The organism is Chitinophaga sancti (assembly GCF_034087045.1).
Lineage (GTDB): Bacteria > Bacteroidota > Bacteroidia > Chitinophagales > Chitinophagaceae > Chitinophaga > Chitinophaga sancti_B.
This window is the reverse complement of sequence record NZ_CP139247.1, coordinates 2,307,605-2,321,102: the sequence shown is the minus strand read 5'-3', so window position 1 is coordinate 2,321,102 and position 13,498 is coordinate 2,307,605. Positions and strand designations below refer to the sequence as shown.

At 44.0% G+C, this 13,498-nt stretch carries 10 protein-coding genes and 1 tRNA gene; 2 read left to right on the top strand and 9 right to left on the bottom strand.

Annotated features, from left to right (window positions below):
- Positions 1 to 8: 8 nt before the first annotated feature.
- From SIO70_RS09835 to SIO70_RS09800, 8 genes are all read right to left on the bottom strand, one after another.
- Positions 9 to 1,367: a glucoamylase family protein gene (locus SIO70_RS09835; protein ID WP_320580696.1), complete on the bottom strand. Its 1,359-nt coding sequence runs from the start codon at positions 1,365 to 1,367 to the stop codon at positions 9 to 11.
- A 1-nt stretch (position 1,368) separates the two neighbouring features.
- Entirely contained in the window at positions 1,369 to 2,955 is a 1,587-nt protein-coding gene (locus SIO70_RS09830; RefSeq protein WP_320580695.1) for a glucoamylase family protein, read from the bottom strand.
- A complete protein-coding gene (locus SIO70_RS09825; protein ID WP_320580694.1) occupies positions 2,955 to 4,460 on the bottom strand; it encodes a RagB/SusD family nutrient uptake outer membrane protein in 1,506 nt (501 codons plus the stop codon). Before SIO70_RS09825 ends, SIO70_RS09830 begins: the two co-directional genes overlap by 1 nt.
- Positions 4,461 to 4,479: 19 nt before the next feature.
- Positions 4,480 to 7,485, bottom strand: coding sequence for a TonB-dependent receptor (locus SIO70_RS09820; protein ID WP_320580693.1), 3,006 nt, complete (start codon positions 7,483 to 7,485; stop codon positions 4,480 to 4,482).
- Between the two features lie 602 nt (positions 7,486 to 8,087).
- On the bottom strand, positions 8,088 to 8,876 hold the full coding sequence (locus SIO70_RS09815; RefSeq protein WP_320580692.1) for a carbon-nitrogen hydrolase family protein: 789 nt from the start codon (positions 8,874 to 8,876) through the stop codon (positions 8,088 to 8,090).
- A 53-nt stretch (positions 8,877 to 8,929) separates the two neighbouring features.
- Positions 8,930 to 9,000: transfer RNA gene (locus tag SIO70_RS09810), tRNA-Gln, on the bottom strand.
- 84 nt (positions 9,001 to 9,084) lie between these two features.
- Positions 9,085 to 10,089 carry a glycosyltransferase family 9 protein gene (locus tag SIO70_RS09805; protein ID WP_320580691.1) on the bottom strand — a complete coding sequence of 335 codons (1,005 nt, stop codon included), beginning with the start codon at positions 10,087 to 10,089 and terminating at the stop codon, positions 9,085 to 9,087.
- 3 nt (positions 10,090 to 10,092) lie between these two features.
- Positions 10,093 to 10,701, bottom strand: coding sequence for a DUF4254 domain-containing protein (locus SIO70_RS09800; protein ID WP_320580690.1), 609 nt, complete (start codon positions 10,699 to 10,701; stop codon positions 10,093 to 10,095).
- Positions 10,702 to 10,828: 127 nt separating this feature from the next.
- Here SIO70_RS09800 and SIO70_RS09795 point away from each other — a divergent pair, with 127 nt between their 5' ends.
- Entirely contained in the window at positions 10,829 to 11,350 is a 522-nt protein-coding gene (locus tag SIO70_RS09795) for an RNA polymerase sigma-70 factor (protein WP_320580689.1), read from the top strand.
- A 23-nt stretch (positions 11,351 to 11,373) separates the two neighbouring features.
- Positions 11,374 to 12,720, top strand: coding sequence for a S41 family peptidase (locus tag SIO70_RS09790; RefSeq protein WP_320580688.1), 1,347 nt, complete (start codon positions 11,374 to 11,376; stop codon positions 12,718 to 12,720).
- A gap of 109 nt (positions 12,721 to 12,829) precedes the next feature.
- Here SIO70_RS09790 and SIO70_RS09785 read toward each other — a convergent pair whose 3' ends face one another.
- Positions 12,830 to 13,483: a hypothetical protein gene (locus SIO70_RS09785; protein ID WP_320580687.1), complete on the bottom strand. Its 654-nt coding sequence runs from the start codon at positions 13,481 to 13,483 to the stop codon at positions 12,830 to 12,832.
- Positions 13,484 to 13,498: the final 15 nt, after the last annotated feature.

The window sequence follows — 13,498 nt, the reverse complement described above, 5'->3', positions numbered from 1 at the left end:
CATTTTGTCTATTTAATATATGGACTCTCGAAACCAAGTTTCTTCAACCCACCCTGCACTTCAGGGCAGCTCATAAACAACTTCCACAACAACGCACTCCTGTAATTCTCCATCATCACCACTTCCGGACCCTGGTCTATAGCAAGATACTTCTGCGGATACCAGTTATCAGTCTCGCTGAATGCATCATAAAAACCATACTTCCCAAACAGCTTACCTTCATAATTCTTATACCAATGTACCATTGCCTGTTTGGAATACTCTGGTGTATACGGCATAGAAGACAATGCTGCTGTAGGAGAAATCACACCTAAGTCAGTCTCCTTACCGGGTGCATGTGCCGCGTAGCCACTCACAGAATAACTAGCAGTCAATCCCCAGCTATCAGGACCATACCCCTTGAAATGTTTTGGATTTTCAATACACCATGCTCTGTCGATCAATACCTGATTTACATTATGCTCCCAGTAATCAGCATATTTATCTTTCAGTCCATGTGGATCCAGGCCTAAATAAGAATAATGCGCCCAGAACAACGGACCACCTAATTCACGTGCATAGTTATGATGCAGCTTCAGTGTATATCCATATGCATTTACACTATCCCTGATCTTACCACCTTTTGCCCATCCTTCATGATACACCTCTGCAGGAATTCCATAGGTAGGGGAAGATGCTGCCAGCACATACATGATCAGACATTCATTATACCCAGTCACAGCAAAATTCATCTGCCATTCATAGGTGGGTGACCAATGCCAGTAGAGTATATTTTTACCATTACGATACCAGCTCCACTCTACCTCCTCCCACATTTTATTGATCTTTGCAGACAGTGCTTTTTCCTGCTCATTACCATTGGCAAAATACTGTCTTACGCAGAGCAGCCCCTGCATCATAAAAGCTGTTTCCACCAGGTCTCCTCCATTATCTTTCTGCCCGAAAGGCTTTACCTTACCAGTCTCGCCATACATCCAGTGAGGCCATGCACCATGAAAACGGTCTGCCTTTTCCAGGAAATCAGCAATATGCGATAAACGTTCAAACCCTTGCTGACGGGTAATGTATCCTCTTTCAATACCCACCAGTATCGACATGATACCGAATCCGGAACCACCTGTGGTCACCACATTCTGATCATGCTCAGGATAGTCGCCATCCACATGATAGCGTTCTCTGGCCAGTCCGCTATGCGGTTCTGCCCCATCCCAGAAGTACTCGAAAGTTTGCTTCTCTACTAAGTTGAAAATAGAATCGGTAGTCAATGTTGTATCTACCAATGTGTCTTTTGAAGCGGATTTGTTTGCCTGATGACAACCTGTATTTGCCACCAGCGCGATCAACCCTGCAAATAGTAATGTTCTCATGTTAGTGAAGTTGAACTACCTGTGTAATATTATCTGAACTACCTTTTAATCGTGCTGTATATTTTCCTACCGGGATATTGAATGTAACGGATGTACTACCCGCATTGAGCGAAGTAGTGCTCACTACGGTACCATCTGTTTTTTCAAGTGTAAAGGTACCTGCAGTGGTCATGTATACATCCAACTGGTAAGTATCTGTATCCGGATGTTTTACCAAATCTACCACTTTGTTTTCTACTTCGGGAACAGACAGGTAAAACCCTGTACTGCGCACGGGTGCATGAAATCCTAGTTGTGTCAGTGAAGTCTTTACCTCAGCGATATTCATAAACAGGTTCCACAACAGACCGCTGCGATAGTTTTCTATCATGGCGACGATGGGTCCCTGATCGATGGCCAGGTATTCATTGTCCATCCAGCTCCTGCTTACATTCAATGCATCGTAAAAACCATGCTTGCCATACAGGGCTTTCTTGTTTTCATACAGATTCCGCATCACCTGCAGTGAATAGTAAGGAGTGTACGCAATGGAAGATAAGGCTGCTGTAGGTGCTATCGTACCATTGTCGCTGGTGGGCTGAAAAGCATTGTAGCCATCAGGTCCGTCACTCGCAGTCAATCCCCATAAGGTAGCACTATAACCGTAGGTAGAAGGGGCGTTATAGATGCAATAAGATCGGTTGATCATCACATGCTTTACCACCTGCTGCCAGTAATTCGTATAGATATCTTCCAGCTGACGGGGATCTAATCCAATGAAGGAATAATGAGAGAAAAACAATGGGCCGATGTAGTTATTACTTGAAATTGAGACGGTGTAACCCTGATAAGAATTTTGTACGCCAAAGCCGGAAGTGATCCAGGTGTTATTATAAACGCTAACGTCAATTGGATGTGTAGGTGAAGCAACTGCGAGCACATAGGTGATGAGCGCCTCATCCCAACCTGCGATAGGCATGTTGATGGTCCAGTCATAATCCGGACTCCAGTGCCAGTAGAGTTTATTATCTCCCCTGCTGGCGTACCAGTTCCACTCCACACCTTCCCAGAGGGTGGTGATGGTGTTCCGGAGATTGGTCTCTGCCGTATCTGAACCTGTAAAGTAAGCGCGGGCAATGAGGAGCCCGTTTACTAAAAATGCCGTTTCTACCAGGTCTCCACCGTTATCATAAGTACTGAAAGGCTGCACCCTGCCCGTAGCACCATTCAGCCAATGTGGCCAGGCACCATGGAAACGATCCGCAGCTCCCAGAAAAGTGCAGATGGTACGTAATCGGTTGACTGCATCAGTACGGGAGATCCATCCCCTGGAAGTAGCTGTTACGATACCTGCGATACCGAAACCGGTACCACCGGTAGTCACTACATCTCCGCTACTGCTGCGCTCTAAAGCCATTCCGGAGCTGGCATGCGCTCCATCCCAAAAGTACCCAAAGCTGGCTTTCTGCACCTCATTTATGATGGTGAGGTCTGGTATAGAAGTAGTTACGGAGTCCGTGGGGGACTCCGTAACGTTTTGCTCTTTTTTACAACTGACAGCCGTCCAGAGCAGGAGTAAGCTGTAGGTAGCCACTAATAATTTTTTCATTAGTATCCGCTGTTCTGTTTCAATGCACCACCGCTGGCGCTGATTTCAGATTGAGGAATCGGGAATACTTCGTTCTTACCATCTACGAAGCTCTTACCCAATGCCCGCAGCACGGTACCTGCACGACCTTGTCTGATCAGATCGAAGAAACGGTCATGTTCCATGGCCAGTTCCCATCTTCTTTCATTCCAGATAGCTGTACGCAGATCGCTCTGAGTAGCAGCAGTAGTACCTGCCAGACCAGCACGGGTACGGATCTTATCAATATCAGTGATGGCTGTAGCAGTATTACCCAGTTCATTTGCAGCTTCTGCATGGATCAGGTAGATCTCACCCATACGCAGAATACGCACGTTCTTGTTAGTCAGATCCGCATCGCCACTATATGTTTCCTGTGTAGCGCTTACATATGCTTTATAGTTATAACGCTCGTTTACTGCGCTTGTCAGAATTACACCATCGAACAGGGTATCACCCACGTGGATGATGGTTGCTTTCTTACGCAGGTCACCTGTTTCATATGAATTGTCCAGGTCTTCACTAGGTGTATTGAAACCCCAACCGGTTACAACTGTAGTTACACCAGCAAAGGTACCACCGCGGATAGACTGTGTCACAGTATATTGTTGTACACCAGCGGTAGGACTACCGGATTTAGCCTGTACTTCGAACAGTGACTCAGAGCTATTTTCACCTACTTCGCGCCAGATTTTGCTATAGTCGCTTACCAGTGCATATGTACCTACGGCGCCATTGATGATCTGGGTAGTCAGGTCATATGCCTGTTGGTATTTCTTTTCATACAGACTTACTTTAGCCAGCAATGCGGTAGCAGCACCTTTGTTTGCACGGCCGATATCTTTTGAAGCCTGGTTGTCAACAGTAGGCAGTACGCTGACAGCGTAGTTCAGGTCAGCTTCGATGAATGCATAGATTTCACTGGAAGCTACCTGTGTATTACCTTTTGCCAGAGAAGCTGCATCATCTGCATTTAATACTGTATCAACCAATGGAATGTTACCAAACATTCTCACCAGGTTGAAATAATAGTAAGCTCTCAGGAAGCGGGCTTCCCCTTTCAGCTGAGTAGCAGTGCTTGCATCGAGTGTAGTGAACAGTGGAATTTGTTGCAGTGCCACGTTACAGTTGGATACACCCTGATAATTACCTTTCCATCCATCGCTCACACTACCTGAAGTAGCAGTGTAAGTAATAGCGTCCATCTGGTCCTTGTCAGAACCGTTATCACCTGAGGAGCTACCTTTATCAGCATCGTCCGAAGTAATGCTGCTGGTACCTAACCATGCAAAGCTGGTTTCGGCCCAGGTAAGCAGGTTAGTATAGCATGCGTTTGTAAACTTGGTAGCGTTGCTGTTATCGTTATAAATAGAATCACTGGTAGATAACTGGTCTTCTGCGTCCACATTTAACCAGTCCTTTTTACAGGCAGTCAGTGAGATCGCCACAGCCCCTACTGTTATGATGAATAAACTAAACTTTTTCATATATCACACATTTAGACGATTAGAAAGTAAGATTAAAACCTGCCATGTAAGTAGAGCTTACCGGATAGATGTCCAGTTCTATACCGGAAGCGATGGCTGAACCAGGCAATTCAGGCGTATAACCGCTATACTTCTTGAAGATGATAGGGTTCTGTGCAGTAGCAAATACGCGCAGTTTGCTGATACCAGCCCAGCTGTTTACAGGCACACTATAACCAAGGGTGATATTGTTAATACGGAAGAATGAACCTGATTCTACGAAATAATCAGATGGAGTTGGGATAGCGTTGGAAGCTCTTGGCACATTTGTGTTTGTGTTAGTAGATGTCCAACGGTTTGCAGCCACACTCGCTTCTACGTTATCGTTACCCAGGCGAACGGCTTTCTTACCATTGAATACTTTGTTACCAGCATTGCCGTACATATCTACAGAGAAATCAAATGCCTTGTAGTTGAAACCGGCGTTGATACCATAGAATACTTTTGGCTGATAAGAACCTTTGAAAACGCGGTCGTTATCATCGATAGTACCGTCATTATTATTGTCTTTGTATTTGAAGTCACCCACAGTAGCGCCGGTGATGTGTGCAGAGTTGTCAATATCAGTCTGAGACTGGTAGATACCATCTGTTTCATATACCCAGAAGCTACCAATTTCTTTACCTTCTACAGTATAAGTTACGATATTACCGTTGCCAAGGCTACCACCTTTCAGCTGCAGGTTACCATTTACTTTTTCAACATTGTTTTTGTTGAAAGTAATGTTACCACCGATGAAGTAAGAGAAGTCTTTGTTGACTGACTTGTTCCAGTTCAGGGTAACTTCCACACCTTTGTTTCTAACGTCAGCAGCTCTGGAATAAACTGTCTGGTCAGCATCACCCAGGGTAGCAGGAACGGTTACATTGATATAAGCATTCGTCAGCTTGTTATAATAGCTCACACTACCACTCAGTTGTTTTTTCAGCACGGTGAATTCAAGACCTGCATCCACACCAGTGGTTGGTTCCCAGCTAGCACGCGCATCTCTGATCTGGTTGATAGTGATAGCCTGTTGTGGGGAATAAGCATTACCACCGAAGTTGTAGTAATAACCATCTACGGTCACACTATTCAGGGTGCTCAGACCGCTCACATTATCATTACCTACACGACCATAACCAACACGCAGTTTCAGGTCATCAAAGAAGTTCTGATCCTTCATGAAGTTTTCTTCTGTCACGATCCAGGAAGCACCTGCTGAGTAGAAAGTACCCCATTTCTGATCTGTAGGGAAGTTGCTGGAACCATCTCTTCTGAGGCTACCACTCAAGTTATACCTACGTTTGTAAGTGTAAGTCAGACGACCATAAGCAGAAGCTCTTTGAATCAGTATACCGGAGTTATAGATGGTTACGTTTGTCAGGTCACCCTGGCCCAGGTACCACAGGTTTTTCTTGTTAGGCACTCCTTTTACAGAACCATTCAGGGTATCACCTTTGGTACGTTCTGCAGAGTAACCTACAGTTGCAGAGATCTCATGACCACCTTCGAAAGTAGTGTTGTAGGTCAGGTTATTATCTACGATATAATAGAAATTCTTTGCACGACCTATTTTCAGGATAGAGGTATCATTTTTCTGACCACTCCATACCAGGTAAGCGGGTGTATATTCAGTTGCATTCAGGTTACGGTTATCAAAGTTGAAGCTGCTGTGCAGGTTCAGACCTCTGATTGGAGAGATATCCAGGTATGCATTACCCTGCATTCTCAATCCGTTCAGGTAGTTATTGGTGTAAGCTATATCAGCCACAGGGTTAGCCACGCTCAGGTTCTTTTCATACCCCCATGACCCATCAGCATATTTAACTGGGGTAGATGGCGCCATACGATAAGCATTGGTGAACTCGTTGTTTTTGTTATCAGTATGAGCAATACTCAGGTTCAGGTTATGCCCGAATTTCAACCAGGTAGCTGGTCTGTATTCGTTGTTAATCCTGATTACACCACGTTTGAAGCCAGTACCTTTCTGGATACCGTTATCATTGAAATAACCGGCGCTAAAGAAGTAAGTAGTTTTCTCAGTACCGCCGCTCAGGTTGATATTATAATTCTGAACAATACCGTTACGGGTGATCTGATCAAACCAGTCAGTGCTGGTGTTGATAGTATCCACGTCGAAAATAGCGCTGGAGCCACCACGAATATTCGCTTCGTTGGAATATTGTGCATATGCTTTACCACTTGCCATTTTCACTTTGGAAGTGGGTGTTCTGAACCCTGAATATGCATCCAGGCTCACTTTCATTCCACCTAATTTACCTTTCTTAGTAGTTACCAGTACCACACCATTACCAGCGCGGCTACCGTAGATGGCTTGTGAAGATGCATCTTTCAATACTGAAATAGATTCGATATCGGAGTTGTTGATGTTCGTAATATCTGTAGTGATCACACCATCTACTACATAGATAGGGTTAGCATCACCTGATACGGAGCTCACACCACGAATACGCAGCTGAGGCTGTGCACCTGGCGTACCGGAAGCAGTTACCTGCACACCCGGCGTTTTAGCCTGTAAGCCTTGTGCAGCGGTCAATACCGGTTGCTTGGTCACTTCAGCACCTTTTACAGAACTCACGGAACCAACTACCTGGCTTTTACGCTGGGTACCATAACCTACTATGACTACCTGGTCGAGCTGGCTGGCGTTTTTCTTTAAAGTAACATTCAGGGTAGCCTGTCCGTTTACAGGTACTTCCTGGTTGGCATAACCAATGAAGGAAAAAACAAGTGTCGCATTTTCATTTGCTGAGATGGAGAATGTACCATCCTGTGCTGTAGTTGTTCCTCTTGATGTCCCTTTGATAGCGACAGAAACAGCCTGCATAGGTTCTCCGCTTTCGTCGATTACCTTTCCTTTAATAACGATATCAGCATAGGAGGCAGCAAACATAGTTGCTGGGAATGAGAGAGTTAGGAAAAGTACTACAAACAACCATCCAGCCGTCCACTTTTTGTGAACAGCTATAACTGTAGAATTCATAATTTTATGTATTGAGATGATGAATCCAGCCCGCCAAGACTGGGTTTATTTCGATTGTAAACAGGGGGGAATGCGCCAACATTCTCCCTATTTATTTACCAGAAATTAAGGTGATTGTTCATGATTGTTCTTACTCATTGAAGTGGAATTTAACAGTCAATAAATCTAACTGCCTATCTGTAGATCACGCCCGCAGCTTAGGTCAAAATCAATGGAGCACGTGTCCCCTTTTCTTTTTCATTACGTCATGGATTTTCACTGTTGTTAAATAAAAAGTATCAGTTCAATTAGTTTAACTCAATGTATGTGATTTCCGAATTTTAACATTTACATAACAATACGGCCGTAAGATAGGAAGATTATTGTATTTAGCAAAAGTATTAGTGGAGGGAAGGCATGGGAAAATGCATTTTGATGATAATGAATGTTTATTTATCGATATATAGGGGAAATACATAGATAATTGTTGTGACATATAATTTAGCAGCAACAAATTTTAGGTGGAAAGGTTGTGGTTTTGATGTTAATTTTCCTGTTTTTTTAACTGGACGTTTATTTTAAAGGTGATCTTTTATATCTCATTTATTTTAGCCATTTTACCTTTACACATACAACCAATTCTTAAACCGCTTTGCCAGAAATCCCGTAGCCAGCAAAATATCTATATCTGCTACCACCACACCCGGTTTTCCATACTCCCCATGCACCAAACATTTACCATCCGGCGCAATCAACGATGATGCCGCTTCCGGATATTTAGAGGCATAATTAGAACTCCCTACAAAAATAGTATTCTCCATCGCTCTCAGCATTACAGCCTTTTCATAATAAGGACTCTCAACACTCCCCCACTCTGTCGGTACCACACCTGCTGTATTGCTGCCTACAAAATGCGGGAAGAACACAATTTTCGCATCCTGCTGCGCCGCCCATCTCACCGACTCTGGATACCTGAATCCTTCATGACAGATCGTAATCCCTATCTTCACCCCATCTATCTCAAATATACTTCTTGTTGTACCCGGCACCCACATCACATCTTCTGTAGGGTCTAATTGGTTTTTAGTCTGATAACCCAATACCTGCCCATTTGCATCTATCACAAATGCTACATTTAGTAAACATTCAGCAGCATACCAGTCCATGGGCATTATAATTGCGATTTTATTTTCTGCTGCAATAGCACAGACGCTGTTCAACGCGCTTTGTAATTTTCCAGGCGTACGTTCTTCAGGAGAATATCCCATACCAGGATAACCGGGAATATAAGACTCAGGAAAACAAATGATTGCTGCTTGTTGGCTGGCAGCTTCTTTGGTTAATTTTTCAGTCCAGGTTAATCCATCTTGTATAGAGGATGGGAAGGGAGGAGAGGCTAAGGCTACTTTCATGGAAATAAAAATACAAAAAAAAGGCCCGCTATCGAAGCGAGCCTTTAAGTAAGTTGTCCTACCAGGATTCGAACCTAGACAGTCTGAACCAAAATCAGATGTACTACCATTATACTATAGGACAGTACCTCCCGTATCTTCCAACAACATGTTGTCGTGATTTGGGATGGCGAAATTAGTAAAATTTTCTAACCCACCAAAAAAACCTTTAAATCTTTTCCAGAATTCCTGATACCCGCAACTGCTCCATACACGCATGATCCCCTCTAAAACACGGTTTATTACCAAAAATACTACACGGCCTACAGTACAAATCCACCTGCACTGCTTTCTCAATCTTCTGGCCATACCCCATAAATCCTGCAAAAGGATGCGTCGCACCCCACACTGATACCACCGGCACACCAAATAATGAAGCCAGATGCATATTGGCCGAATCCATACTGATCATGGTATCCATCTGGCTAATAATAGCCAGCTCTTCCGGCAATTTAAACCTTCCTGCCACCACTATCGCCTGTGGATACCGTTCCGCCAGCTCCTGTAGCTTTGCTACCTCAACAGCACCACCGCCCATCAGCAATACCTTCGTATCCTTACGCTCCACCAACTGTCCTAACAACGCCGCTGTTTTATCAAAAGGATACGTTTTCTCTTTATAAGTAGCAAAAGGCGCCAGTCCTATCCATTTCAAATCCCCCTTCGCCTCCATACCCACCGGCAAGGCTCGTTTCCCGAACACCGGAGGTGTCATATTCATATCCACAGCATATCCCAGCTTACGAAACACATCCGCATAACGCTCTATCGTGCTCCTCAATGGCTGTAGTACCTTATTCTCCTGCCGTGCCAAAGCCTTTTTCCCGGATCGTCCTTTATCAATCACCGCCACTTTACGGCCGGTCAACCTAAAAAACGTCCTCACGATCTGTGATCTCAGCACCTGGTGCAGATCCGCCACCGCAGCAATACGATATTGCGCACACACAGCCTTAAATAGCCGGTACAACCCTTTCACCCCCTTATGGGCTCCTTTCAGATCAGCAGGGAAAAAGTGCAACCTTGGAATGCCTTCACACAAAGCACCCCAGTGCTTGTTTGACACAAATACGATTTCCACATCCGGATAAGCCTGTAATACCCGCTGCATAATAGGTATCGTCATTGCCACATCGCCCATGGCCGAAAAACGGATGGCCAATAATGTCCTCATAAGTTAATTGGAAGCGCTCTTGTAGAGAACAGGATTCAATGAAGGATCATTGTACATCTTCATCTGCTTGTACACCTTCATATACTTTTTACCGGCATCAATATCTTCCAGCAGCAGGTTGATCGCCGTACCCAGGTCCCTCCTTTGCTCGAGCAACACATCCAGCTTACGCTGACATGCTTCACGATGCGCAGGAGTCGCATCTGTACGGGTAGCTTCTTCCCGCATGTGGTAAATCTTAAGCGCCAGGATAGACAAACGGTCTACTGCCCAGGCCGGACTCTCGGTATTGATAGATGCACCCACAACAGGCGTTACATCTTTATATTTTTCAAGGAAATAACTATCAATATATTCTACGACATCTGTACGCTCCTGGTTAGATTTATCAATCCAACGCTTGATTTCCAATGCCTTCACCGGATCAATCAATGGATCACGGATAATATCCTCCAGGTGCCATTGTACGGTGTCAATCCAGTTCTTCAGATATAAAAGGTGCTCTATCGTAGTTTTTTCATAGGGATTCAGGATAGGTTGGTACACGCTGTTATGCACATGATAATCAGCTATGCTCTGATCAAATATTTGATTGCAAAGTTCTGTAAACATGGAGCAAATGTATACAAAATGGTTAAATAGGTAAATAGAGATTTTAATCATCCGAACTTTAACATTCAAGTAACAATTGCTGCTTACATTTAATTCGCATTTTAGCAACCTTATATCAACACACTATATGTCTGATAACCCATCCAGGATTCTCTTCGGTCAGCTGTTTGAAGCGAACAGGGAAAAAGTGTACAGGTTCGCATACAAGCTTACTGACGACCGGTTACGAGCACAGGAGGTGACACAACAATGTTTTATTAAGTTATGGGAAAACATACATAAAGTACAGGTCAATCAGGATATATTTCCTCTGCTGTTCGTCTATGTTAAGCATATTGTCATCGATGAAACCCGGAAGCTTTACCGGGAACGGAAATCCCTTGCCCATATCTCCTCCGGTCATCCCCCTGTAAGCGACCACCGGGAGGACCAGACTTTACTGCACAAAGAATTCCGCGAACAGATCCAGAAACTGATTGAAAAAATGCCGGAACAGCGCCGGAATATCTACCTGCTAAGCCGTGATAAAGGAAAAAGTTATAAGGAAATAGCCGATCAGCTTAGCTTATCACCAGCCACTGTAAGAAACCATCTGAATCTCGCCCTGCAATACATCAGGCGCGAAATGATGGCCCATTACGACATGTGATATTACCCACTTAATATAACACTATGCTTCGCCCTTCCCTTATTGGACTGACAGTACTATTATGCGTTGTTGCCTGCCGAAAGGAGGACACACCTGACGTCACACCCACCGGCCCCGTCACCCAGGCTGAAACAAATAAATGGATACTGGATAGTATGCGCTATTTCTATCTCTGGAACAGTTATCTGCCATCCAGTGTAGATACCACACTTAGCACCACCGACTATTTCGCCAGCCTGAAATACACTGATGACCGGTTTTCTTTCCTGTATAATCCAAATGACAATTCAACCTATCCCAAATACATGCTGTATCAATATGGGATAGAATTTGCCATTATATCAGGCTCCAATGGCCCTGTGGGCGTCATTGAACTGGTCATACCCAGTTCTGTAGCAGCATTAAACGGCATCAAAAGAGGAGATTATTTTACTGCCATCAACGGTACAACAATCACCAGCAGCAATGCTACTGAATTGACCACCGCTATGCTCAAAGGCTCCTCCTCTACCCTCACCATGGAATCAACCGGCGAAGATATTACACTACCTGCCCAAAGCCTGGGTGAAAACCCGATCTATCAACAGGATATATTCCTGGTAAACAATAAAGTCGTCGCTTACCTTTTTTATAACTACTTCAATGATACTTACAATACTGCTTTACAACAGGTCTTTCAATCCTTCAAAACTGCAGGTGCATCAGAACTAATACTTGATCTCAGGTATAACCCCGGCGGCAGCGTAGCGGCGGCAGCCCTGCTGAATGCCATGATCGCCCCTGACATTACCGAACAAAGCATCTTTGCAAAATATACCGGCAACAGTCAACTGGGTAGCAGAAACATTTCCTACAAATCAGCCTTCTCTGTACCTGAAAGTGGCAGCGCTATTTCCTTTTCCAAATTATCAGATAAACGCCTTTCCCTTTCCCGGGTATTCATCCTTTCTGGTGCAGCTACTGCATCTGCCGCTGAGTTAACCATCAATTCCCTGAAACCGTATACACAAGTCATACAAATCGGGGAAACCACTTACGGAAAAGATAAAGGCGCTGTTATCATCAGCGATACCCGCTCTCCACAAAGAATTTCCTGGACGCTCATGCCTATTACCTATAACCTGTTCAATGCAGCAGGTACAGGTGGATATACCAGTGGTATCACCCCAAATTATTCCATCGATGAAATGTCTTCTTTACCACTGACAGCTATCGGAGACACCAACGATCCGCTGATAGCAAGAGCCATCGCAATCATAAATGGTAATGGAAGAATAAGTACGACTAATAACTGCGTTAAACATTACTATAATTCCCCTTCACTGGCTGCACAAAAAGAAATAGTAAAGATTGTAAGAAGTCCACTGTAGATACAGCCGACTTTTTTGCTAATGGGGATTGTTTTAATGCTAACTTCAATGTTTTATTGAGAGACATATATTTATACTGTAGACACAGTATACCAACATCAAACATTTATCAAAGATCATTATAACCTTCAGTGTATTTGGTAATTCTCACATCATGTCCACGCATGTGTAACATAACATGATCTACGCGGGTTTTATTTCCAACTCCTAAGAGTAGTATTCCTGCAGGTAATGCTTGTTGAAATTGCTGCGGAAAGTCCATATTGACATGTTCAATAATACCAGAACTATCTTCCGGCTCTTTTCCACCATAGGATAATTCCTTCCCTTCCGGCAATATCTTACTTTCCCAACCGGGCATTACTTTCCGCTGAGGAGCATTCCCCATCAGGATCACACCGTTCCAGTGTGTGCGTACGGTATCTGTAAACTGAAATTGAATTGGTAAACCTGTGGTGCCCTGAGCGATCAATCTGGAGTCACGAACAATGATGATGCCACCACCACTTCTGAAAGAAGGATCAGGTAATATATTGATAGTGGTACCGGGTTCAATACGTAAAGAAGATTTGTTGATAACATATACCCAGCCTTCTACATACCACTTTCTATCATTTGTCAATAACGTGTTCGCACTATACACACCCCTTAGCGTATCCTGCAGGGGGATGATCTCTTCCTTCGTATTCTGCAAAGGATCATCATCCTTATTGCAGGCAATCAACAGGAACAAAATTACGATATGTAAAAAAAGGGTTTTCATTGATAGCTAAATAAT

Bases quoted from the DNA above. Each gene is read 5' to 3' on its own strand.
- SIO70_RS09835 (WP_320580696.1), bottom strand. From the start codon at position 1,367: ATGAGAACATTACTATTTGCAGGGTTGATCGCGCTGGTGGCAAATACA.
- SIO70_RS09830 (WP_320580695.1), bottom strand. From the start codon at position 2,955: ATGAAAAAATTATTAGTGGCTACCTACAGCTTACTCCTGCTCTGGACG.
- SIO70_RS09825 (WP_320580694.1), bottom strand. From the start codon at position 4,460: ATGAAAAAGTTTAGTTTATTCATCATAACAGTAGGGGCTGTGGCGATC.
- SIO70_RS09820 (WP_320580693.1), bottom strand. From the start codon at position 7,485: ATGAATTCTACAGTTATAGCTGTTCACAAAAAGTGGACGGCTGGATGG.
- SIO70_RS09815 (WP_320580692.1), bottom strand. From the start codon at position 8,876: ATGAAAGTAGCCTTAGCCTCTCCTCCCTTCCCATCCTCTATACAAGAT.
- SIO70_RS09805 (WP_320580691.1), bottom strand. From the start codon at position 10,089: ATGAGGACATTATTGGCCATCCGTTTTTCGGCCATGGGCGATGTGGCA.
- SIO70_RS09800 (WP_320580690.1), bottom strand. From the start codon at position 10,701: ATGTTTACAGAACTTTGCAATCAAATATTTGATCAGAGCATAGCTGAT.
- SIO70_RS09795 (WP_320580689.1), top strand. From the start codon at position 10,829: ATGTCTGATAACCCATCCAGGATTCTCTTCGGTCAGCTGTTTGAAGCG.
- SIO70_RS09790 (WP_320580688.1), top strand. From the start codon at position 11,374: ATGCTTCGCCCTTCCCTTATTGGACTGACAGTACTATTATGCGTTGTT.
- SIO70_RS09785 (WP_320580687.1), bottom strand. From the start codon at position 13,483: ATGAAAACCCTTTTTTTACATATCGTAATTTTGTTCCTGTTGATTGCC.